The following is a 22,200-nucleotide window of genomic DNA, read 5'->3' as shown; positions in this document are numbered from 1 at the left end:
CAATGACTGGCTTTTATTTGTTAAATCAAAGTGCATGCGTACCCTGACTAACCGGGCTTTTGCACATCAGTGCTTTTCCACCCTACCGCCAAACCTGTGTCATAGCGCAAATCTACATACTCAGGCTGTCGCTGATCTTTTTGCAGTAACGGATAAATATCCACAAACCGCTGTAATCTATCGATAAACTCGTCGCGTCCCAGATTTAGCCGCAAGCCGTTATTCAGACGCAGATTCCAGGCAAAGCGTTCACTCAAGACCAGCTCTTCAACCTGCACACCTGAGCGTAACAACAGTGCCTGCATCGCCCTGTATCCTTGCAAAGCAGTCTGCTCGCTGCCTTCAGGTCCGAACAATTTGGGCAGCGTAACGCCTTCTGGCGACACAGCGCTGAAGGTTCCCCCTTGGGTATTCAGCAACATATCACCGTTCCAGCTTGCCGCAGCCTGCTGTTCAACCACATGAACATGCAGATTATTGGGCCATTCCTTACGAATAGACGCCCGGTATACCCATGGCAGCGCTTCGATATCCTTTAAGGCTCGCTGAATGTCCAACTCAAAAAAACTGCCTGGTTGGTTTCCTCTAATTGCCTGCTCTACGTCGGCTTTAACCAGATACTTCAAGTCACCTGATACCCGGATATCCCTTACCGGTAACTGTTGCTCATCATCCAGCCAGGCATTAATGCTGTAGGCGCCATACACCAGGCCGCTAAGTACCAAAACCAAAAACAGCAAGCCCCACCACAGTTGTGGCCCTCGGGCCGGCTCTGGTAGAACTTGCAATTCATTCACCGGCGGACCTCCGAGGTCGCCAGGACTTCCAACGCCAATTCTGTAAAGCTCATACCTGCTTGCTTAGCCGCCATAGGCACCAAGCTTTTCTGGGTCATACCAGGTACGGTGTTGGCCTCCAGCAGATAAAATTGGCCATCCTTATCCTGCATAAAATCCACACGCCCCCAGCCACTACCGCCTAGCGCAGCAAAGGCCTGGCGGGCCAGTTCACCCAATTGCGTCTCACGTTGACCGTCCAAACCACTAGGACAGAAGTACTGAGTCGTGTCGGACTGATACTTTGCCTCATAGTCATAGAAAGTGCGGGGGGTTTGCATCCGAATGGATGGTAGCGTGTTATCGCCCAGTAAACTGACAGTAAATTCCTGGCCTGTGATAAATCTTTCCAGCAATACCTGATGGTCAAACTGAAACGCCTGAGTCACTGCCTCCTGTAACTCAGTTGCTGTACTTACCTTAGCCATGCCGATGCTCGAACCTTCATTGGCCGGCTTGACCATCACTATGCCTCCCAAGCGCGATAGTATATCGCCGCAAAGATCCGCATTAAAGCTGGATTTATCAACTACTTGGTATTCTGCCGTAGGTAGCCCCAGAGCCTGCCAGATCCATTTACTGCGGACCTTATCCATACACAATGCAGAACCCAATACACCAGAGCCTGTGTAAGGAATACCCAGCTGTTGCAAGGCACCTTGCAGGGTACCATCCTCACCACCACGGCCATGCAACATAATCAGCACACGTTGAAACTTTGCAGCAACCAGTTCGGTAAGCTCGGCATTGGCAGGATCAAAGGCATGGGCATCAACACCAGCCCCCAACAAAGCGTCCAATACAGCCTGTCCAGATTTCAGCGATACCTCCCGCTCTGCGGAGGTTCCGCCGAACAACACCGCGACTTTACCGAAGCGCTCGACGCTCATGCCCCAATCTCCTTGCTCATCGCGGCAATATTCAATTGCATTTTTTGCAGGTCTTTGGCCAATTTGCCGATATTCCCGGCACCCTGGGTCATTAATAAATCATCATTTTGCAGCAACGGTGCCAGTATGGCTGGCAACTCTTCAGGGCGACTAACATACACCGGCTCAATCTGACCACGCTGACGAATAGAGCGGCACAGGGCTTTGCTGTCGACACCTTCAATGGGCGCTTCACCGGCTGAGTAGACTTCCAGCAACAGCAACACATCTACTTGTGACAATACACGAACGAAGTCTTCGTAAAGATCACGGGTACGCGAATAACGATGTGGCTGATAAGCCATCATCAATCGTTTGTCCGGCCAATTACTGCGCGCCGTGGCAATGGTGGCTTCCACTTCGGTAGGGTGATGACCGTAGTCGTCTACCAACACCACATTGCCATTACCTGTGTCAAACTCACCCAGGCATTCAAACCGGCGACCGATTCCAGCAAAGGAGGCCAGCGCTTCTACTACTTTGTGCTGATCTATGCCTTCTTCCAACGCCACGGCGATAGCTGCTAAGGCATTTAGCACGTTGTGTTTACCTGGCAGCCCCAGTTTCACCTCAAAGGATTCGCCCTGCTTACGCTCTACAGTAAAGCAGCTGTGGTTAAAGCCCTGGGTCAGATTAACAGCGCGGTAATCCATACCCTCGCCAAAGCCGTAAGTCAGGTACTGGCGACCGACACGAGGCAGCAATTTACGGATCACCGGGTCATCGCCGCACATGACTGCCAGACCATAAAACGGCAGGTTGTGCAGGAAATCCAGGTAGGTGTCTTCCATTTTTTGGAAGTCACCCTGGTAGGTATCCATATGATCTGCTTCGATATTTGTTACCACCGACACCATAGGTTGCAGGTGCAGGAAGGACGCGTCACTTTCATCCGCTTCAGCAATAAGGTATCGGCTACTGCCTAAACGGGCGTTGGTACCGGCACTGTTGAGCAAACCACCAATAACAAAAGTTGGATCCTGGCCGCCATGGGCGAAAATAGTAGATATCAGACTGGTAGTAGTGGTTTTACCATGAGTGCCGGCCACAGCCACACCATGTCGAAAACGCATTAACTCGGCGAGCATTTCAGCGCGGCGAATAACCGGAATACGTTTTTCCCGGGCCAGCTTGATTTCCGGGTTTTGGGTATCAATGGCACTGGATACCACCACCACATCCACGCCCTGGATATTACTGGCCTGATGGCCAATAAATACGGTGGCGCCCAAGCCCTCAAGTCGGCCGGTCATGGCATTCGCAGCCAGGTCAGACCCCGAAATCTGATAACCTTCGTTCAGCAATACTTCGGCAATACCGCCCATACCGGCACCACCTATGCCGATAAAATGAATGCGTTTAATACGGCGCATTTCCGGAACCGTATAATTGGCAGTACTACTCATGCCCTTTGCTCCGCTAGTTCTTTGCAAAATTCGGCTACATTAGCCGTGGCTTGCGGCTTCGCCTGACTCAGGGCTTTTTGTCCCATCTCTGCCAGTTGCGAAGGGTTGGCCACTAATTGCGTTAATCGTTGTTTAAAATCCAAATCCGCCAATTGACTCTGGGGTACCGACCAGGCCGCCCCCACTTTTGTCAACACTTCGGCATTGCGACTTTGGTGATCATCTACCGCATAAGGCAAAGGCACAAAAATCGCCGCCACACCGCGGGTAGCAATTTCAGACACAGTGAGTGCGCCAGCCCGACAAATGACTAAATCGGCCCAGGCATAGGCCTGGCCCATATCCTGAATAAATTCCTGTACCTGCCAGTTAGCTTGCTGTCCCATATGCTGTTGGTATGCCGATAAGGCCTCGGCTTCTCTGCCGCTTCCACATTGGTGACGAATTTCAATTCCTTCTATACCAGCAAACTGAGCAGGTAATTGTTCGTTTAAGGCCTTAGCCCCCAAGCTTCCGCCCACCACCAGTACATGCAGCCTGTCACCACTGTCTTTTTGTGAGGCCGGCTGAATAGTGGTTCGCACCGGATTGCCCACCCAAGCCAATCTGGCCGTTCCGGCAGGAAAGGTATGGTCAAAGCCCGTCATTACTTTTTTGGCTAAACGGCTGAGCATTTTATTGGTCATACCCGGCACCGCATTTTGCTCATGGATCAGTAATGGAACACCACTTAACCAGGCCGCAACGCCGCCCGGACCACTAGCAAACCCCCCCATGCCCAGTACCACATCGGGTTTAAACTGTTTTATTACCTTTCTGGCCTGCCATATTGCCTGAACAATTTTGAACGGCGCCTTAAGCAACCGCACCAAACCATTGCCACGCACACCACTAATACTCAAATAACTAATGGGGTAACCGGCAGCTGGCACCACTTTGGCTTCCATTTTCTCTGCGGTCCCCAGCCAATGCACCTGCCAACCTTCGGCTTTCAGGTGGTCAGCCACAGCTAGACCAGGAAACACATGTCCACCGGTGCCGCCAGCCATAATCATAATCCGGCCACTCATTGACTCTTACTCCGTTTTCGGTCACTCAGGGCCTGAACGCCGTCCATGCGTAACTCAAAATCAATACGCATCAGCAGGGCTACCGCCATGCTCATTAAAATCAAGCTGTTACCACCGTAACTAACCAGCGGCAGGGTCAATCCTTTAGTGGGCAAAATGCCAGCACTGGCACCCACATTAACCGCGGTCTGAAAGCTAAACCAGATACCAATGGCATGGGCCAGATAGCCTTCAAACGGGCGACCTTGCTGCAGCGCCAGGTTACCCAGACGCAGCGCTTTAAGCACCAGCATCAGCAGCAGTGCCAGCACAGCACAGACCCCGACGAATCCCAGTTCTTCGGCTAAGATAGCGGCGATGAAATCGGTATGGGCTTCGGGCAGGTATTCTAGCTTTTGCAGGCTGTTGCCTAAGCCCTGACCAAAAATATCTCCCCGTCCATACGCCATCAGCGATTGGGTTAACTGGTAACCACTACCAAAAGGATCTGCCCAGGGGTCTAAAAACGCGGTGATCCGCCTTAAGCGATATTCCTCAAACAAAATCAGCGCGACAACAGCGCACAATCCGCTGAGCAGCAAGCCGAAAAACTGCCAAAGCTTGGCTCCTGCCAGGAATAATAAGCCGATAGTAGTAGCGAACATCACCACCACAGTGCCCAAATCCGGTTGCATCAACAGCAACAAAGCAATGATAAACAGCACCCCCAGGGGTTTGATAAAGCCCTTAAGGTTTTCGGTCACTTCTTCATAGCGGCGTACCAAATAGCCAGCCAGATAACAGAAGAAGAACAGCTTGGCAGGCTCTGCTGCCTGCACGGTAATAGGTCCAAGAGCCAACCAGCGGGTACTGCCGTTCACATTGCGTCCGGCCACCAATACCGCCAGCAACAACACAATGGCCAGCAATAACAACCAGCCATTGTAGGTACGCCACCAGCGCATGGGTAATTGCATGGTAACTAAGGCAGCAGTTAGCGCGATAATCATGTATACGCCATGACGAATGGCAAAATGGAAGGGGTTATCATATATGCGCGCCGCCGCAGGCATAGAAGCGGATGTGACGACAATCATGCCCACCGACATCAGTGCCAAAGCGATCAGCAACAAACCCAAATCGTAAGGGCGCATGCCTCGAACGTCATGGCGAAGCTGGAACAGACGCTGCAGATTTTGCCCCATCAGTGATGGCGATACATTCATAGCAATGCCTCCACTGCGGTGGCAAACACCTGACCACGATGATGATAATTCTTAAACATATCCAGACTGGCACAAGCGGGGGACAACAACACCATATCGCCACTTTGCGTCCAGCCATCGGCCAGGCTCACGGCCTCTTCCATGCTTGCAACCAGACTTGAGTCTTGTTTCAGTGCCGCTATTGCTGCGCCGTCTTTACCCAGACAAATCAGCTTATCAACCTTACCTAAGGCCGGTAATAGCTCGTTGAAATCCGCTCCTTTACCATCACCGCCTGCGATCAGTACCAACTTGCCCTTCACCTGGTCGCGCAGACCGTCGATGGCAGCGAGTGTGGCACCGATATTGGTGCCTTTGGAATCATCTACCCAGCGCACGCCCCGGTGTACACGCACCAGTTCGCAGCGATGAGGCAAATTCTTAAACTCTCGGCAAGCCTGGCGAATACCTTCGATAGTGGCACCGGCAGCCAGCGCTAATGCCGCGGACGCCTGAATATTCAATACATTATGTTGTCCAACCAGGCTACACTCCGCCAGTTCCACCAGCGGTTGCCCTTGATAACGTATCCAACCACTGTCGGCGTCAAAGCCCATACCATAGTCGCTGTTATCCAGACCGAAACTCATGGCTTTGCCACCCACATTTGGGACAGTTAATTTATCTTCGCGGCTGTAAACACAAAGATCTGCGCCCTGATAAATACTTAGCTTGGCTTGCTGATAGGCTTGCATACCAGTGTAGCGATCCAAATGGTCCGCACTGATATTCAACACGGTGGCCGCCACAGGCGCCAAACTATGAGTGGTTTCAAGTTGAAAGCTGGACAGCTCCAACACCGCCACCTCATAGTCAGTATCCAGCAGCTCAAGTACTGGGGTGCCAATATTGCCGCCCATCTTGGCGTTCACACCACTGGCATTGAGCATATCGGTGACCAGCGAGGTCACGGTACTTTTGCCATTTGAACCGGTAATCGCCACCACAGGTTTGTGATTAAAACGAGCGAACAGTTCAATATCGCCTATCACTTCAACGCCGGCCTTTAAGGCTGCCTGGATAGCAGGCTCGGCCAAGGCTAACCCCGGACTCAGCAGGATAAGCTGTGCCTGACAAAAACTGTCGGCGTCAAAAGGGCCCAACTTAACCTGAACTTCTGCAGGTAACGACAAATTCAATGATTCACGACTATCAAACGCACTGACATTCGCGCCTTTATCAAGCAGGAAACGCACGCAGGACTGGCCGGTAAGACCCAGTCCCACAACCGCAACCTGTTTATTGGCAAGATTCAGCACCAAAGTCGCTCCGCTATCTCAGTTTCAGGGTGGCTAAACCCACCAACACCAGAATCAGGGAAATAATCCAGAAACGCACAATCACGCGCGGCTCTGGCCAGCCTTTTAGTTCATAGTGGTGGTGAATGGGTGCCATACGAAAAATCCGCTGGCCACGCAATTTGTATGAGCCGACCTGCAGGATCACCGACAAGGCTTCCATAACAAACACCCCACCCATAATGACCAGCACTAACTCCTGACGAACCAATACCGCCAGAATGCCTAAAGCACCGCCCAAGGCCAGCGACCCGACATCGCCCATAAAGACCATGGCCGGGTAAGTGTTAAACCACAAAAAGCCCAACCCGGCGCCGACTATTGCAGTACAGACAATCACCAGCTCACTGGTCAGGGGAATATGCGGAATATTCAGATAGGCCGAGAAATTCACGTTGCCTGTGACATATGCAAAAATGGCGAAGGCACCCGCAACCAAAATAGTCGGCACAATAGCAAGACCATCCAGGCCATCGGTCAGGTTTACCGCATTACTGGTACCCACCAGCACAAAGTAGGTCAGCACCAGATACATCAGCCCCAGCTGTGGCATGACTTCTTTAAAGAAGGGCACTAACAATGCCGTTTCTGCCGCCGTTTGACTGCTGCTATATAAATAAAACGCGACCAGAATCGCCACTGCGGATAACCAGAAGTACTTCCAGCGCGCAATCAGACCTTTAGCGTCTTTACGAATAACCTTACGATAGTCATCCACAAAACCAATCACGCCGTAACTTGCTACCACAAATAAGGTAACCAGCACGTATCTGTTGGTCAGGTCGGCCCAGAGCAAGGTGCTGCTGATAATAGCCGCCAATATCAGCACGCCACCCATGGTTGGCGTGCCAGACTTGGATAAATGGGTTTGCGGACCATCGCTTCTGACTGTCTGACCAATCTGCATGCGCTGTAACCAGCGAATCATCTTAGGCCCCAGTAACACGGAAATAAGCAGCGCCGTTAGGGTGCTTAAAATTGCCCGCATCGTCAGATAGGAGAATACATTAAAGCCTGCATCGAACTGCCGTAACCACTCGGCGAGCCAAATCAGCATGCGATACGCTCCCTGGCCCGTTCAAACTTTCCCACGGGGGACTCCTCGATGGCTTTGACCACCCGTTCCATCTTGGCGCTACGTGACCCTTTTATCAGGATGCTGATATCCCGCTGCTCAGCTTGTAATTCGTTTTGCAAATGCGCAATCAATGCATCCACCTCACTAAAATGCCGTCCAGTCTGGGCGAACTGATCACTTGCCTGCTGACTGAGCACCCCCAGACTGAACAGGTTGTCTATGCCCTTGTCTCGGGCAAACTGGCCCATTTCTTCATGATAAAAACGTGCCTTCTCGCCCAATTCCGCCATATCTCCCAGTACCAACACACGGCGCCCTGGGAAACTGGCCAGTAGCTCAATGGCCGCCTGGGTAGAGGCCACATTGGCGTTGTAACTGTCGTCGATAAGACGCACTTGATTGGTCAGCTGTTTGATATTCAGACGGCCACGAACCTGAGCCATTTCCTGCAAACCTAACTTGATATCTTCCAGGCTGGCCCCCACTTCCATAGCCAAAGCGGCGGCACAAAGTGCATTAGATACGTTGTGCATGCCAGGCACTGCTAAGGTCAGATCCAGACTACCTTGAGGGGTATGCATCAGAAATTGTGCGCAGCCATCCAATCCCAGCGCCACATCGGAGGCATGGAAATCACCGCGCTGTTCGCCAAACTCCTGAATACGCAAGTGAGCAAGCTTACCTTTCCAAAACGCCAGAAACTGGCTATCGGCGTTCAGTACGGCCAGCCCATTCTCTGGTAAACCTTTAAAAATTTCGCTTTTAGCGCGAGCCACCCCGAACAGACTACCAAAGCCTTCCAGGTGCGCGGCGGCAGCATTTACAATGGTCGCCACATCGGGTTTAGTTAGCGAAGTGGTATAGGCAATTTCACCTAAGTGATTAGCGCCCAGCTCAATTACCGCATATTGGTGGTCTGCTTCTAAACGCAGCAAAGTCAGCGGCACACCAATTTCATTATTAAAATTCCCTTGGGTAGCCAAGACGTTACCCTTGCGGGATAAAATCGACGCGACCATTTCCTTTACTGTGGTTTTACCGCTGCTGCCGGTAATGGCCACGGTTTTAACCGGCACCAACTGTCTCACCGCCGCGGCCAGTTGCCCCAAGGCCAACTTAGTATCAGGTACCATAATGGTCGGCAGACTGGTGTCGACGGGCTTGCTGATAATCAGCGCGGCAGCGCCTTTTTGTTCGGCCATCTGAATAAACCCATGACCATCAAAGTTGGGACCAGACAAGGCAACAAACAGATCGCCAGGTTGTATTGTGCGAGTATCAGTACTGACACCCCGGATGTCCGCACTGTCGCCTTTCAGCTCGGATTGCAGCTGTTGTGCAACCCATTCTAGTGTTACAGAGATCACGCGCTTGTCCCCTTAATCAAACTTGATGCGAACGCTCGTTCGTCGTAGTTAATTTTTGTATTGCCAATAATCTGATAGTTTTCGTGGCCTTTACCGGCCAGTAAGATAACGTCACCGGCATGGCAATTGGCTATGGCCTGTCGGATCGCTGATTGTCTGTCCAGGTCTATAAGTGCCGCTGCTGGATTTTGCATACCCGCCTGAATATCACAGGCAATCTGCTGTGGATCTTCTGAGCGACTGTTGTCGTTAGTAATGATCGCAACATCCGCGTATTGCTCAGCGATTCGTCCCATTAGCGGACGTTTGCCTTTATCTCTGTCGCCACCGCAACCAAAAACACAAACCAAACGCCCCTGTGTATGCAGACGTAAAGCCTTAAGTGCCTGTTCCAGCGCATCTGGAGTATGGGCATAATCAACGACCAGTGTGGGCAGGTCTTCACGGTGAAACACTTCAAGCCGCCCGGGTACAGTACGTATGCAGCTCACCGCGTCTGCCAGTTCAGACAGCGGGCGGCCAAAGCCCAGTTGGACCGACAGGGCAGCCACCAGGTTCAACACGTTGAACTCACCCAGAAGCGGCGAATCTACCCAAGCCTCTCCAAAACTACTTTTAAGCTGAATACGGCAGCCGCTGGGCAAGTACTCAACCTGGCTGGCCAGTAGATATGGCTGCGTCGGGTATTTGGCCTGCCCAAGACCATAAAACACTACTTCAAAGCGTCCACGGGACGCTGCCAGCCAGTTCTCGCTCTCACTTTCTTCTTGATTCAGCACTATCGTGCGTAATCCTGGTTGCTCCAGAAGCAGTCGCTTAGCAGCAGCGTAACGGCTCATGTCACCGTGATAATCAAGATGGTCGCGGGTCAGATTGGTAAACACCGCCACATCCGTCTTAAGGTTGGCAATACGGTGCTGCACTAAGGCATGAGAAGAGGCTTCCAACGCCACGAGTCCGGCCCCGGCGTCCTGCATCTGCCGCAATAAACGATGCATGCTGATGGCATCCGGCGTAGTGTTCGTCCCTTCGGTAATGTGATCCAGCAAGCCCGCACCTAGTGTGCCAATAGTGCCAGCCGTCTGTCCCATGGCCTGGCTTAGCTGCGCAATCAGTTGCGCGGTACTGGTTTTGCCATTGGTGCCCGTCACAGCGGCGATTTGCAATTGCTCGGCGGGATATGCAAAGAATTGTGCCGCCAGGGCCGATAATTTTTCATTCAAGGCATAAAACTGCACAATTAAGGACTGCTCACGCATTTCCATATTGCCGTGTTCTGACATATCGCGGGTTTCAGCCAAAATCGCCTTGGCACCCAGGCTGATCGCTTGCGGAATAAAATCCCTGCCATCCAGATTGTGGCCAATTACCGCCACAAATAGTTTGTGAATGGCCACTTCGCGGCTATCCAGTACCATATCTTGCAATTCGATGGCTGGTGCATCGATGCCAAAAGGCATTAGCAACTGGCGTAAGGTCATATCAGGAGTCATGCTTGCCTCCATTATTCACCGCTGCCAGCGAGTTAACGGCTTTATCATCAGGCGGAACATTCAGCAGTTGCAGTGCACCGGCCATAATCCGTGCAAAAGTCGGCGCGGCAGTGTCACCACCGTGATACAGGTCACCCCCTGGTTCGTTGATCATCACAACTACCGCTAGCTGCGGATCCGACACAGGAGCCAGTCCAGCAAAGTTATTTACGTATTCTTCACCGTAGCCGCCGGCTACGGCCTTGCGGCTAGTGCCTGTTTTTCCCGCTACCCGATAGCCAGGCACCCTGGCTTTAGTGGCAGTTCCACCTTCCAGCACCACGGCTTCCAACATTTTCACCATGGCATTGGCATTAGTTTCGCTCAGCACTCTTTCAGCAGGCACGCTTTGGTTTGACTTGATAATGGACAGCGGGCGTTTCATACCACCGGCACCAATAATGGCGTACATCCTAGCCAGCTGCACAGACGTAACCGCAATGTTGTAGCCAAAAGACAGTGCAGCCAATTCATGCTGCGACCAACGTGAACGGTCATGGAAAATACCGCCACTTTCGCCAACCAAATGCGTGCCAGTATCGCCAATCAGTCCCATCTGGTAATACAGCTCAATAAAGTGTTCCTTTGGCACAGACAAGGCCAGCTTTGAGGTACCCATATTGCTGGACTTACGAATTATGCCGGTCAGGTCCATTTCGCCATAGTTGCGGGCATCCTGTACCAGACTCCCTCCTAGCCGCATCCAGCCAGGTGAGGTGTCGATAGTGTCAGTCAGGTTGGCACTGCCGAACTCCAGAGCAGCCAATACAGCCAAAGGTTTAGCAGTGGATCCTGGTTCAAAGGTATCGGTAATGGCACGGTTACGAATGCGATGGGCTGATACGCCGCTGCGATTATTTGGGTTGAAGGATGGGCTGTTCACCATCGCCAGAATTTCGCCACTATGGATATCCACCACCACAGCAGAACCGGACGCTGCTTTGTAAGTACCCACTGCCTGCTTAAGCTCCTTATATGTAAGGGCTTGAATGCGCTGATCAATGGTCAATTGCAGGTCTTTCCCAGGCTCACTTTGGGTTTCATCAAGGATTTCTACTTGGCGTCCCTTGCCGTCCCGACGAATTTTACGTTCACCGGGCGTACCGGTCAGCCAGTCATTATATAACCGTTCGATACCTTCAATGCCCTTGTCATCCACATCAGTAAAACCCACTAGCTGGGCCGACACTTCGCCCACAGGATAATAACGACGCGACTCGTTACGCAGGTAAACACCCGGTAAGTCAAGTTGGTCAACATAGTCAGCCATTGCGGGTGATACCTGTCGCTGGATATACACGAAGCGTTTCTTTGGATCGCCAAGCTTGCTGTAAATCTCGTCTACGTTCTGACCTAATACCTCGGCCAACGCTTGCCAACGACGCTTATCGGCAAAGCCACCGTTGTCGTGCACCAGCTTAGGATCCGCATAGATGGCCCGAACCGGCACACTGACAGCCAGTTCTTCACCATTGCGATCCATAATGTTGCCACGATGTGCCTGAGTGTAGCGGGTACGCTTGGTGCGGTTGTCCCCCTGCTGAATCAATGAGTCGGGCTCAATAACCTGAATGTAAGCAGCCCTGGCTACCAATGCCATAAACACACACACCACCACGCCGGCCACCAGCATAAAACGCCATTCAACCAAACGGGGCTTAAGATTTTTCTTGGCGTGGGCTTTGGTCATTTGATTTTCACCACCACTTCATCTTGCGGCAGCGGACGACGCATGTTCAGTTGCTTACGCACCATGCTTTCCAGCCGGTTATGTTCAGTCAGCGCACTTTGTTCAAGCAGCAAATGACGCCACTCAACATCCAGTTGATCGCGTTGTTGCATAAGCTTTTCATGCACTATGGCTAACTGCCGATTATGGTGAGAACTTAAAATGACTGCCGCAGCACTTAACAGCACCATTAAATACAACAAAACTCGCACAGGGTGGCGAGTTAAATCCGTCCAAATCAGGACAACCAGGCTGAATTGAGTTTGCCCGTCTTTCATAGCTTTTCCGCCACCCGGAGCACCGAGCTGCGGGCCCGGTTATTTACAGATAACTCAGCGGCCGACGGCATTATAGCCTTGCCAATCAGTTTCATGGCCTTACCGACATTTAATTCGGCCTCAGTAAGAGGTAGTCCTGCGGGTACCTGACGGCCACGACTTTGGTCGCGCATAAAACGCTTTACCAGGCGATCTTCCAGGGAATGAAAGCTAATCACTGCCAAACGCCCACCGGGCCTGAGCGCTTTCAAAGCGTGCTCAAGGGTGCTGGCGACTTCATCTAATTCGCGATTGATGAATATACGGATCGCCTGAAAACTGCGTGTTGCGGGATGTTTATGCTTGTCTTTAAAAGGAACAGCCTGGTCAATCAACTCAGCTAACTGACGGGTACGGGTTAGTGGCTGTTCATCACGGGTGGTGACGATGGCATGAGCAATTCGTCTGGCAAAACGCTCCTCGCCATATTCTTTCAACACAGTGACTATATCTTCCAACTCCGCTTCAGCCAGCCACTGGGCAGCGCTTTGCCCCTTGCTGGTGTCCATACGCATATCCAAAGGACCGTCGCGCATGAAGCTAAAGCCACGCTCGGGGTCATCCAGTTGCGGAGAGGAAACCCCAAGATCCATCAAAATACCATCTATCTGGCCGGTCAAGCCCAGTTCTTCAGTGACCCCAAGGAGATTGGAGAAAGCGCAATGAAAGATCTGGAAACGCGGTTCATCGGCAAGTGCCTGAGCTGCCTGAATAGCTTGAGGATCTCTGTCCAGTGCCAGCAGCCGGCCCTGGCTACCTAAACTTGCCAATATAGCGCGCGAATGACCGCCCCGACCAAAGGTCGCGTCTAGGTAGATGCCATTGGGTTTAACTGCCAGTGCCTCAATTGACTCGTGCAGCAAAACCGACTGATGAACAAAGTCACTGGCCATTAGAATGAAAAATCCTGAAGTCTCTCGGTTAACTCAAAGCCACCTTGTTGTTCGATCTCAACATCAGCCTGAATCTGCTGTTGCCAAATCCCGGCATCCCAGATCTCAAACTTATTCAGTTGACCAACTAACATGATTTGCTTATCCAGATGGGCGTGTTGGCGAAGCGGGCCTGACAATAAAAAGCGCCCGCTATTGTCCATCGTCCCTTCTAAGGCATAACCAAGAAGTAAACGTTGCAACCTTCGCTCGTGGGGGTTCATACTGGAAAGGCGGCTGAGCTTCAGTTCAATCTCTTCCCATTCAGAGAGTGGGTAAAGCAGCAGACAGGGCTGCTGACTGTCGATCGTGCATACCAGCTGTCCCTGACAATCGTCCAGCAAAGACTGCCGGTAACGAGTTGGAATCGTTACACGTCCTTTATTGTCCAGACTGATTGCGTTAGCGCCGCGGAACATCCCCTAGCCTTTTTAAAATTGTTTTTTCCACTTTCTGCCACTTTTACCCACATTTGACAGTTTAGGTATCCCCACTACGGGGTGTCAAGGAATAAAAATCGCCATAATCCGGGCCCAAACACCAGATATATCAAGGGTTCTGCGGAAGTAGTTGATTAAGTGGGGAAAAGTGGCAAATAAGGTCGAGCTGTGAGAATTTCTGTTTTTCTAAGAAAAAAGCAGTCAAAAATCAGGATCGGGAAGAGCTCCCGATCCTGGAAAGTAATTAGTTCGCTTTTTCAGCGCTGGCTTCTGCAGCAGGAGCCTGTTCTTTAGGCAACATCTGAATAGAAGCGATTGGGTTTTCAGTTTTCTGTGAGAACTGCACCAAGCGATTCAACTGGCCCATAGAGCTCAGCATGGCATACATAGCGCCCAGGAAACCACTGCGGTGCAGTTTCAATACTTGCTCATCATCCAACTTCATCAGTTTCTCTTCGCTGATGCTGTTTAAACCCACCAATTGACGCTGTTCTCCGTTGGCATAACGGATGCCCAGACGAATTTCATCTACCAGGTCAAGCTCAACCAGTTGCTTGATGAATTCCTGCGTCATGTTCTCGCTGTTCACCAAGTCTGTCAGTAAACGCTGACGAGTTTCCAGGAACTCAGACACTGAACCATCTTCTTTGAACAAGTCGAAACCTTCTTTTTCACCCACCAGTTCACTGTCTTTGTCGATAAAGATAGACAGTTGATCACCGTTAGGACGCACATCGAAAGGGTAACGTTGCAGGTTGAGCGGCGCAAAATGGCTCTGCCAACCTTCTTCTGAATAAAACAGGTTCACACCTTCCTTCAGACCATATAGTCCAGCCACATAGTAACGCTCTGAAGATTCGTCTTTAATCAGTACTAAAGGGACTGCGCTGGAGGCACGCGCGAATTCGCGAATTGAAACACCAATAAGGTGTGAAGACTTGCCATGAGCCAGAGTCGAGTCTTGTTTGATCTTAAGCTTCTTATGAGCTTCCTTATCCAAAATAACGTAGTTGCGAGCCATTTAATCTGTTCTCTTTTTATATAAATGTGAATGACTAAGTGGCGCCAAGTTTCCGCTATTTCAAGTCAAAAGTCATTAGTTAGGCAAAATCACTTGCTTTTGCTTAAAAGCGTGCTACCCAAAGAGCAATCTAAGATCTTCTTTTGACTGTAGAAAGTGCTCTACAGGCTGATAAGGTCCTGTGGATTAAAAAGTGCACCTTGCCGATCCAAATGTGCGATTTTTATACATGGATGCTATGCCAGGATCATTCATCGGCACCAAACACAGCAGTGATGTCGAATCACATACAACTTTTTGATATAACTTATGCACAAGATAAATCTACGGCACAGACAATCAGGTTATCTGTGTCTGTTTACCGCAAAGGCAACCCGAAATGTGTAGAGAGTGGACCCACCAGGCCATAGAAAGTATCCAGGCTGATTTCCAACGTTCATCAGATACTCATTTGATCAAGTTAGATGTGCCAGGCTTCGAGCAAATTGACTTTTACCTTAAAGATGAGAGTACACATCCAACCGGCAGTCTGAAACACAGACTGGCACGTTCACTTTATCTGTATGCGTTAACCAATGGTTGGATTAATCAGCACAGCACCATCATTGAGTCGTCATCGGGTAGTACCGCCGTCTCAGAAGCCTACTTTGCCAGATTGCTGGGCTTACCTTTTATTGCAGTCATGCCCAAACACACGGCACAGCGGAAAATACAGCAAATAGAGTTTTACGGTGGACGATGCCACTTTGTTGAAAAGAGCGATCAAATTTACGCCGAATCCATGCGACTGGCCAAAGAACTGGATGGTCACTATATGGACCAGTTCACCTATGCCGAGCGCGCTACCGATTGGCGAGGCAATAACAATATCGCGTGCAGTATCTTCGAACAGATGCAATACGAGCGTTATTCAATTCCAAGCTGGGTAGTCATGAGCGCCGGTACGGGGGGTACCAGCGCCACTATTGGCCGATATATCAGATACAAATGCCTTAATACGCAACTATTGGTAGTCGACCCCGAACATTCGGTGTTCTACCCCTATTTTTACAGCGGAGATGCAGGCCTGACCTCCTGCGGCAGCAGAATTGAAGGCATTGGTCGTCCCCGAGTGGAACCGTCTTTCGTACCCAGCGTGGTCGATGACATGTTACAAGTAGCGGACGGCGCCAGCATTGCCACCATGCTATGGCTGGAAAACTTACTGGGTAGAAAGGTTGGCCCATCAACCGGCACCAACATGTGGGGCGCACTTATAAAAGCGGCAGATATGCGTGAAAAAGGCCAGAACGGCTCTATCGTGACCTTACTTTGTGACAGCGGAGAGCGCTATCTGGAAACCTATTACTCACCTGAATGGGTAGCTTGTAATATCGGTGACTGTACAGAGCATGTAGCACAACTGAAAAATCTATTGCGCTAAAAAGTTAAACATTACTGCAGATAGGGGCCAATAAACTATGCAACAAATTGGCCCTTTTTCCTGTCTTGTTTCGTATCAGTATCAGATTTAACAGCGATGCGAGACATTCGATGCTAATTAAACGCCCCCGCTATCAAACCATAGCGGAAAATCAGGTTACCGATGAGTCGGTATATCAAAATCGTCGCCAAGTGCTAAAACAGCTTGGTTTTATTGGCGCAGGTGCCCTACTGTCACCAGGCCAGTCTCTGGCTTTCAATTTATTCGGCGATGACCCACCTGGATTCAAAACTCACGCCCTTAGCTATGCGAAACAGGAAAACGACAACCAAACGCTGACTCCACTCAATAAAGTAACCAGTCACAATAACTTTTATGAGTTTGGTACCGATAAAGCCGATCCCAAAGCCAATGCCCAGGCATTCAAGGTTGATCCCTGGCAACTACAAGTAGACGGACTGGTTGAAAATCCCTTTAGCTTATCCTTGGATGAACTTTATAAAATCGCCCCATTGGAAGAGCGTATTTACCGGCTGCGCTGCGTAGAAGCCTGGTCAATGGTGATTCCCTGGATTGGTTTTCCCTTGCGGGCTCTGTTGCAAAAGGCGAAGCCGCTAAGTAGCGGCAAATATGTTGCTTTTGAAACCTTGTATGATCCCAAACAAATGCCAGGCCAGGCCAGTGTCTTTCGCGGCGGAGGTATCGACTATCCTTACGTGGAGGGACTGCGCATGGACGAAGCAGCTCATCCACTGACGCTTTTGGCTGTGGGCCTATATGGCAAGAGTTTGCCCGCCCAAAACGGAGCGCCCATTCGCCTGGTTGTCCCCTGGAAATATGGTTTCAAAAGCATTAAGTCTCTTGTGCGTATTCGTATCACCGACAAGCAGCCACCAACCACCTGGAATCTGTTGGCACCCAATGAATACGGTTTCTATGCCAATGTAAATCCCAAGGTTGACCATCCTCGCTGGAGCCAGGCTAGAGAGCGACGAATTACCACTGGCGGCTTGTTTGCCAGCAACCGAATCGATACCTTGCCATTTAACGGCTACGAGGAAGTCGCAAGCCTTTATAGCGGCATGGATCTGGGACGTTCTTATTGATGAAGCTGGCAAAGCTACTTAATGGCTCCACCATATTCTGGATAAAAGTGTTTATTCATGGCCTTTGTATCGGCTGGGCCTCGCTGGTTTTCAACCAGGCTGCTTATGATCAGTTGGGCGGCGATCCCGTGGAGGCGCTGTTGCATTTTACTGGTATCAGCGCTTTCAATTTACTGCTGCTGTGTCTGTGTATCTCACCACTGGCAAAGTTACTGCGAGCGTCGCCACTGATGAAGTTTAGGCGCCTTCTTGGCCTGTATGCCTTTGCTTTCGCAAGCGCACATTTGCTGACTTACATTCTGTTTGAATTGCAGCTTGAATGGTATCTGCTGGGCTCGGAAATAGTTAAACGGCCTTACATTACCGTTGGATTCCTAGCCTGGACTATATTGCTGCTATTGGCCCTAACTTCACCTAAGGCCGCGCAGCGTCGATTGGGACGAAACTGGCAGAAACTGCATAACTGGGTGTATCCGGCTGGCGGACTTGTCGCCTTGCATTATATTTGGTCGGTAAAGTCGGACATCCTTCAGCCAACGCTTTACATTGGCTTGCTATTGATACTGCTGTTTTTTCGCAAAGATAAGTTTATCAGCGCAACTTATTGGTTTAACACCAAGCGCAGCTAAGAAAAAACCCCGCCAAAGCGGGGTTTTATATAAGTTGGGCAATAACACTCTCTCAAATTAAGAGGCGTCAAGACCTTCGAGAGAGTGCCGCCCAATCCGTTGACAGTGTGCTGAGCCACTGCCGTAATCCATTTCCACTTTCCGAAGCGTACGAAGGTCTTCTATTTAAAACGCCTTTAAGCGAATTAATTAATACGGGCTAATAATTCCTGCCCGATAGGACTGGCAATATGGCCATTGGCTTCAGCCCATTGTTGCAGCATCTGTCCATCAGACTCTGCCTGAGTCAGGTCTCCCTTACTCATTTTCTTAATCATGAAGGTACCCACTTCAGTGGCACCATTTTCCATTGCATAGCGAATCAGGCTACTACCACCGCAACTGATACCGGTGTAATAGTCACCCAGACGCAAGTTGTAATCGTCTTGGACCTTCTTAATTTTTTTACGCAGTTCAGACTTGTCGTCGTTTTTAACGATTGTGCAGATATTCTGCAGGTCTTCGTTGATATCCGCCTGGCTAACCGGAGAGAAAGCAATAGCAGAGATAGATGCTAACAATGCGAAAGTTGACTTTTTCATAAGCGTTGCCTCTTAAGTGAAATGTGAATTTCTGGTCTTGACGGGGAAAAGCTTATAAAAGGATGGCAAAAAGCGATAGCAGCCAGACTGCACCTATGTATGCATTTGCATACTCAAGCCGGATCACCTTCTTAACTCATGCAGGTTTACCAAACTAAATCGGCGTTGTTATCAAACAGTAGTAGTTTTCACTATCGACCCAACGGGGTTCATGCACTAACGGACAGGAGCCAGCGACTGGCCATCGACTATAATACGACTGCAGGTGTGTCCATGCCCCAAACTGTACTTCAGTATTGGATAAACCCGACAGGAACTAATTGCAAAACCAAGCGCAACTAATCCCTTTTGCCCCCACAACGCGAGTATTTTGCTGCGCAATGGATCGGCCAGTGGATCATGTGCCAAAACCAATTCGGTAAATTGCACAATCAATGCAATATCTTCCGGCAAATTATTTAAGTCCCGATCAACAATAGCGCGCACAACAGCAGGCGCTACATTAGCCTCAAGCGCCATATTTACCACCAATTGCGCACATGGACCGCAATCCTCAGAGATAATGGCCCGTATTCTTGCTGCATACAGCAGCCCTGCGGGCACATTTCCTGAGTGAGACGCCATCATCTGTAGTCCCATAAATTTTAAAAATGCGGCCACATCTGTTGAAAGTATGTCTTGCTGATAAGTTACGTCGTAGCTGTACTTGTTTTTCATCGCCAGCAGCATCTTGTTGAAAATATATCTAATCATTTCCTGTTCCTTGTTTCACACCTATTTAAAGCAAAGCAACCATGCATAACGCGATTCAAGACTGATACTGTGACGACAAATCGCCGCCTCTGACGGTTTCCGTCATCTTTACGGGTTTGTACAAAAACACAAAACTGGAAAGGAAAATAAACATGCAGCTGTAAAGCATCACCGAGAAGTCGCCATTGCTAAGTAAGCCAGACGCAATCAAAGGCCCCGTTGCCAAACCCAACAGTGAAATAACGGCCGCCAAAGACGACAATCTACCACTGCTATCCAGCTCGGCAACCACGGCAAGTAAATAGGAGTTAACCGCGGGCCAGGCGAAAAACAGCATTGCCATGGCACTGACATAGAGAATGGGGGTGAGAGGAATAAAACTTAACATTGCCGCAGAGACGATTGATAACATCACGCCAGCAAGCAACCAATATAATCGTCCGAAACGATTACCACTGACTATAGGTAACATCGCACCGAGCAAACCCAGTAAGCTGGTCGATGCAATATATGAGCTTACGCTAACATCGTCGATACCCGCCTTCAAACCAATCAGTTCAACATACGCCCAAATGGCATTGGCAGCACAGAGATAAAGTACAATGGCTAGCATCAATAGTATTGCATGCGCTTTTCCTTCATTAGACTCGCTTGAAGACCTTTTTTTATCAAGCTTGCGGGGAACCTGTGGCACTAAGCCAAGCAGCAGAAAACTTAAGAAAGCTAAACCCGCCATAACAAAAAATACCGCATAAGTACCCAGTAAAGTTTCCAAACCGGGCAGCAGATACATAACCACCGCACCAACGACAAACTGCACTAATAGCAAAGAGCCGAACGCACGATCTGGGCTATTCAGACGGGCGAGTACGGAAAAGATAATGCCCATACTTAACCCGCCGATTAAACCGGCAACGAAACGCCAGCCAAGCATCAGGTGGTAGCTATCTACCCATATGGTGCTCAAATCAACCAGGGTGAGAGAAGCCAGAAGTACAAACATAGCCGGCCGCCAGTCAATTCGTCGCACCAGAAAAAACGCACCGGCACAGCCTAATAGACCGCCAAACAGGTTACTTGCGATGACTTCACCGGCCTCGGCCTCTGAAAAACCAATACCGCCAGCGAGCGCACTCACCACACCAGGTAAAAAGTTTACATAAGACAAACCCGCCATAGCGATAAATGCAAAGAAGCTATAGGAAAGCGCATTATCTGCCTGGATTTTTTTAAGCATGAATCCTCACATAACATAAGGTGTTTAAAGAGATTGGTGAATTTTATTCCCGATACGACAAGAGAAAATAGGCACACAACCCTTTAAGTCATGAATACTATTCATGAATAGTCATGTTAAGCTGTGCCAATGGATAAACTTCGCTCATTAGAGATTTTTCTGGCAACCTGCGATGGCGGGAGTTTTGCTGCAGCGGCAAGAGCCTGCTCAACGGATCCGTCGACGGTCAGCAAAGCCATTGGTCGTCTGGAAGACAAGCTTGGTCTCACCTTATTTCAACGCTCGACCCGGCAACTTAGAGTTACAGAAGCAGGTCAGCGTTACGCCCAGGCAGTGCGAAAAACGCTGATGGACTTATCTTCCTGCGAAGACGATCTTAAACATCTGAATGACTCACCAAGCGGTACCCTGCGCATCAGCTCCGCCGTCTGCTACGGACATCTGTATATTCGCCCGCTATTACACGAATTTAGCCAGTGCTATCCGGCCATTAGACTGGAACTGGAAATTAGTGATTTACATGCAGACATTATTGAGAGGGATATCGATATCGCGATACGCACCGGTTATCTCAAAGACAGTCGCTTGGTCGCCCGGCGTCTCAGCCCTATGGATTTCCTTATTTGTGCTTCCCCTCAATACCTGCAGAGAAAGGGTATACCTAGATGTGCCGAGGACTTCGTCGGACACCACTGGATTGGATTCAGAATTAAAGAAACACAACAACTGCAGCCGATTTTTTTACCCAATGCACGAGGTGAATACATACACTCAGAACTGGATCGCAGCCATATTACCGATGATGGTGAAGCCATGGCGTACATGTGCAGTGACGGGCTTGGTTTAGCCCAGCTCCCACATTTTCTGGCTAAATCGGGTTTGGAAAGTGGCGAGCTGGTGTCACTTTTTCACCACTTTAGACCGCCACAGCAACAAAACGGTGTATTTGCTATTTACCCTAAGCGAACTTACCTACCCGCCAAGGTCAGGGTCTTTATCGAATTTCTGAGTGCAGCCTTAAGTACAAAAGGGGAAGACCCTTACCATACTTGGGCAGAAACTTGGGTACCGCTGGTTCATTTCTCGAAGAACGAAAAACCAGATAAGCAGGAAATTGATTAACGTCCCATATCAGACGGGATTAGAAAAGGATGGAGTTGGCCGATAAGCCGGGTTCTGTCGAGGGCAATCATTCATCTAGGCCTGCAATTACTCACAGGCTCAAGCAACCTACCCGGTTCCGACGCGGGCCACGCCAAGGAACCCTATTTG

At 50.0% G+C, this 22,200-nt stretch carries 21 protein-coding genes; 4 read left to right on the top strand and 17 right to left on the bottom strand.

Translation table 11 applies throughout. The features are described 5' to 3' along the window. Positions 1–47: 47 nt before the first annotated feature. The 14 genes from J0A65_RS00105 to J0A65_RS00040 all read right to left on the bottom strand — a co-directional run bounded on the left by J0A65_RS00105 (position 48) and on the right by J0A65_RS00040 (position 15,199). Entirely contained in the window at positions 48–797 is a 750-nt protein-coding gene (locus J0A65_RS00105; protein ID WP_206592081.1) for a cell division protein FtsQ/DivIB, read from the bottom strand. Beyond that, entirely contained in the window at positions 794–1,726 is a 933-nt protein-coding gene (locus J0A65_RS00100; protein ID WP_206592080.1) for a D-alanine--D-alanine ligase, read from the bottom strand. Before J0A65_RS00100 ends, J0A65_RS00105 begins: the two co-directional genes overlap by 4 nt. Beyond that, the gene (murC, locus tag J0A65_RS00095; RefSeq protein WP_206592079.1) at positions 1,723–3,171 is read right to left on the bottom strand and encodes a UDP-N-acetylmuramate--L-alanine ligase; all 1,449 of its coding nucleotides are present in this window, start codon (positions 3,169–3,171) and stop codon (positions 1,723–1,725) included. Before murC ends, J0A65_RS00100 begins: the two co-directional genes overlap by 4 nt. Continuing rightward, positions 3,168–4,241, bottom strand: a complete 1,074-nt coding sequence (gene murG / locus J0A65_RS00090) for an undecaprenyldiphospho-muramoylpentapeptide beta-N-acetylglucosaminyltransferase (protein ID WP_206592078.1) — start codon at positions 4,239–4,241, stop codon at positions 3,168–3,170. The genes murC and murG overlap by 4 nt, the downstream gene beginning before the upstream one ends. Next, entirely contained in the window at positions 4,238–5,425 is a 1,188-nt protein-coding gene (gene ftsW, locus J0A65_RS00085) for a cell division protein FtsW (RefSeq protein WP_206592511.1), read from the bottom strand. The genes murG and ftsW overlap by 4 nt, the downstream gene beginning before the upstream one ends. A 17-nt stretch (positions 5,426–5,442) precedes the next feature. Next, positions 5,443–6,747 (bottom strand): UDP-N-acetylmuramoyl-L-alanine--D-glutamate ligase, encoded by a 1,305-nt coding sequence (gene murD, locus J0A65_RS00080; protein WP_206592077.1) that lies wholly within the window; start codon positions 6,745–6,747, stop codon positions 5,443–5,445. 10 nt (positions 6,748–6,757) lie between these two features. Next, the gene (mraY, locus tag J0A65_RS00075; protein WP_206592076.1) at positions 6,758–7,840 is read right to left on the bottom strand and encodes a phospho-N-acetylmuramoyl-pentapeptide-transferase; all 1,083 of its coding nucleotides are present in this window, start codon (positions 7,838–7,840) and stop codon (positions 6,758–6,760) included. Beyond that, a complete protein-coding gene (gene murF / locus J0A65_RS00070; RefSeq protein WP_206592075.1) occupies positions 7,834–9,228 on the bottom strand; it encodes a UDP-N-acetylmuramoyl-tripeptide--D-alanyl-D-alanine ligase in 1,395 nt (464 codons plus the stop codon). Before murF ends, mraY begins: the two co-directional genes overlap by 7 nt. Beyond that, entirely contained in the window at positions 9,225–10,721 is a 1,497-nt protein-coding gene (gene murE / locus J0A65_RS00065) for a UDP-N-acetylmuramoyl-L-alanyl-D-glutamate--2,6-diaminopimelate ligase (RefSeq protein WP_206592074.1), read from the bottom strand. The genes murF and murE overlap by 4 nt, the downstream gene beginning before the upstream one ends. Next, positions 10,711–12,450 (bottom strand): peptidoglycan D,D-transpeptidase FtsI family protein, encoded by a 1,740-nt coding sequence (locus J0A65_RS00060; RefSeq protein WP_206592073.1) that lies wholly within the window; start codon positions 12,448–12,450, stop codon positions 10,711–10,713. The genes murE and J0A65_RS00060 overlap by 11 nt, the downstream gene beginning before the upstream one ends. Beyond that, positions 12,447–12,767 carry a cell division protein FtsL gene (ftsL, locus tag J0A65_RS00055; RefSeq protein WP_206592072.1) on the bottom strand — a complete coding sequence of 107 codons (321 nt, stop codon included), beginning with the start codon at positions 12,765–12,767 and terminating at the stop codon, positions 12,447–12,449. The genes J0A65_RS00060 and ftsL overlap by 4 nt, the downstream gene beginning before the upstream one ends. Beyond that, positions 12,764–13,699 (bottom strand): 16S rRNA (cytosine(1402)-N(4))-methyltransferase RsmH, encoded by a 936-nt coding sequence (gene rsmH / locus J0A65_RS00050; RefSeq protein ID WP_206592071.1) that lies wholly within the window; start codon positions 13,697–13,699, stop codon positions 12,764–12,766. The genes ftsL and rsmH overlap by 4 nt, the downstream gene beginning before the upstream one ends. After that, positions 13,699–14,157, bottom strand: coding sequence for a division/cell wall cluster transcriptional repressor MraZ (mraZ, locus tag J0A65_RS00045; protein WP_206592070.1), 459 nt, complete (start codon positions 14,155–14,157; stop codon positions 13,699–13,701). Before mraZ ends, rsmH begins: the two co-directional genes overlap by 1 nt. 265 nt (positions 14,158–14,422) lie before the next feature. Continuing rightward, positions 14,423–15,199, bottom strand: a complete 777-nt coding sequence (locus tag J0A65_RS00040) for a SapC family protein (protein ID WP_206592069.1) — start codon at positions 15,197–15,199, stop codon at positions 14,423–14,425. A gap of 379 nt (positions 15,200–15,578) precedes the next feature. Between J0A65_RS00040 and J0A65_RS00035 the strand changes: the two genes are divergently transcribed. From J0A65_RS00035 to msrQ, 3 genes are all read left to right on the top strand, one after another. Beyond that, complete coding sequence (locus tag J0A65_RS00035; protein ID WP_206592068.1) at positions 15,579–16,622, top strand: PLP-dependent cysteine synthase family protein; 1,044 nt, start codon at positions 15,579–15,581, stop codon at positions 16,620–16,622. 110 nt (positions 16,623–16,732) lie between these two features. Continuing rightward, positions 16,733–17,728 carry a protein-methionine-sulfoxide reductase catalytic subunit MsrP gene (gene msrP / locus J0A65_RS00030; protein WP_206592067.1) on the top strand — a complete coding sequence of 332 codons (996 nt, stop codon included), beginning with the start codon at positions 16,733–16,735 and terminating at the stop codon, positions 17,726–17,728. After that, positions 17,728–18,357, top strand: a complete 630-nt coding sequence (gene msrQ / locus J0A65_RS00025; protein ID WP_206592066.1) for a protein-methionine-sulfoxide reductase heme-binding subunit MsrQ — start codon at positions 17,728–17,730, stop codon at positions 18,355–18,357. Before msrP ends, msrQ begins: the two co-directional genes overlap by 1 nt. Before the next feature lie 185 nt (positions 18,358–18,542). Here msrQ and J0A65_RS00020 read toward each other — a convergent pair whose 3' ends face one another. The 3 genes from J0A65_RS00020 to J0A65_RS00010 all read right to left on the bottom strand — a co-directional run bounded on the left by J0A65_RS00020 (position 18,543) and on the right by J0A65_RS00010 (position 20,928). Next, positions 18,543–18,938, bottom strand: a complete 396-nt coding sequence (locus J0A65_RS00020) for a DUF3718 domain-containing protein (RefSeq protein WP_206592065.1) — start codon at positions 18,936–18,938, stop codon at positions 18,543–18,545. Between the two features lie 216 nt (positions 18,939–19,154). Beyond that, positions 19,155–19,691, bottom strand: coding sequence for a hypothetical protein (locus J0A65_RS00015; protein WP_206592064.1), 537 nt, complete (start codon positions 19,689–19,691; stop codon positions 19,155–19,157). Positions 19,692–19,746: 55 nt separating this feature from the next. Continuing rightward, positions 19,747–20,928: an MFS transporter gene (locus J0A65_RS00010; RefSeq protein WP_206592063.1), complete on the bottom strand. Its 1,182-nt coding sequence runs from the start codon at positions 20,926–20,928 to the stop codon at positions 19,747–19,749. A 129-nt stretch (positions 20,929–21,057) separates the two neighbouring features. On the opposite strand from J0A65_RS00010, the gene J0A65_RS00005 reads away from it, so the two are divergent. Then, on the top strand, positions 21,058–22,050 hold the full coding sequence (locus tag J0A65_RS00005) for a LysR family transcriptional regulator (protein WP_206592062.1): 993 nt from the start codon (positions 21,058–21,060) through the stop codon (positions 22,048–22,050). The last annotated feature ends 150 nt before the right edge of the window (positions 22,051–22,200 follow it).

It is taken from the genome of Bowmanella yangjiangensis, from assembly GCF_017255015.1.
GTDB lineage: Bacteria > Pseudomonadota > Gammaproteobacteria > Enterobacterales > Alteromonadaceae > Bowmanella > Bowmanella yangjiangensis.
Note: the sequence above shows the minus strand (reverse complement) of the source record. Positions and strands in the feature narration are given on the sequence as shown.

Excerpts from the sequence above, each read along its gene's own strand:
- J0A65_RS00100 (WP_206592080.1), bottom strand. The coding sequence starts at position 1,726 with ATGAGCGTCGAGCGCTTCGGTAAAGTCGCGGTGTTGTTCGGCGGAACC.
- murC (WP_206592079.1), bottom strand. The coding sequence starts at position 3,171 with ATGAGTAGTACTGCCAATTATACGGTTCCGGAAATGCGCCGTATTAAA.
- murG (WP_206592078.1), bottom strand. The coding sequence starts at position 4,241 with ATGAGTGGCCGGATTATGATTATGGCTGGCGGCACCGGTGGACATGTG.
- ftsW (WP_206592511.1), bottom strand. The coding sequence starts at position 5,425 with ATGGGGCAAAATCTGCAGCGTCTGTTCCAGCTTCGCCATGACGTTCGA.
- mraY (WP_206592076.1), bottom strand. The coding sequence starts at position 7,840 with ATGCTGATTTGGCTCGCCGAGTGGTTACGGCAGTTCGATGCAGGCTTT.
- murE (WP_206592074.1), bottom strand. The coding sequence starts at position 10,721 with ATGACTCCTGATATGACCTTACGCCAGTTGCTAATGCCTTTTGGCATC.
- J0A65_RS00060 (WP_206592073.1), bottom strand. The coding sequence starts at position 12,450 with ATGACCAAAGCCCACGCCAAGAAAAATCTTAAGCCCCGTTTGGTTGAA.
- ftsL (WP_206592072.1), bottom strand. The coding sequence starts at position 12,767 with ATGAAAGACGGGCAAACTCAATTCAGCCTGGTTGTCCTGATTTGGACG.
- rsmH (WP_206592071.1), bottom strand. The coding sequence starts at position 13,699 with ATGGCCAGTGACTTTGTTCATCAGTCGGTTTTGCTGCACGAGTCAATT.
- mraZ (WP_206592070.1), bottom strand. The coding sequence starts at position 14,157 with ATGTTCCGCGGCGCTAACGCAATCAGTCTGGACAATAAAGGACGTGTA.
- J0A65_RS00040 (WP_206592069.1), bottom strand. The coding sequence starts at position 15,199 with ATGGCTCGCAACTACGTTATTTTGGATAAGGAAGCTCATAAGAAGCTT.
- J0A65_RS00035 (WP_206592068.1), top strand. The coding sequence starts at position 15,579 with ATGTGTAGAGAGTGGACCCACCAGGCCATAGAAAGTATCCAGGCTGAT.
- msrP (WP_206592067.1), top strand. The coding sequence starts at position 16,733 with ATGCTAATTAAACGCCCCCGCTATCAAACCATAGCGGAAAATCAGGTT.
- msrQ (WP_206592066.1), top strand. The coding sequence starts at position 17,728 with ATGAAGCTGGCAAAGCTACTTAATGGCTCCACCATATTCTGGATAAAA.
- J0A65_RS00020 (WP_206592065.1), bottom strand. The coding sequence starts at position 18,938 with ATGAAAAAGTCAACTTTCGCATTGTTAGCATCTATCTCTGCTATTGCT.
- J0A65_RS00015 (WP_206592064.1), bottom strand. The coding sequence starts at position 19,691 with ATGATTAGATATATTTTCAACAAGATGCTGCTGGCGATGAAAAACAAG.
- J0A65_RS00010 (WP_206592063.1), bottom strand. The coding sequence starts at position 20,928 with ATGCTTAAAAAAATCCAGGCAGATAATGCGCTTTCCTATAGCTTCTTT.
- J0A65_RS00005 (WP_206592062.1), top strand. The coding sequence starts at position 21,058 with ATGGATAAACTTCGCTCATTAGAGATTTTTCTGGCAACCTGCGATGGC.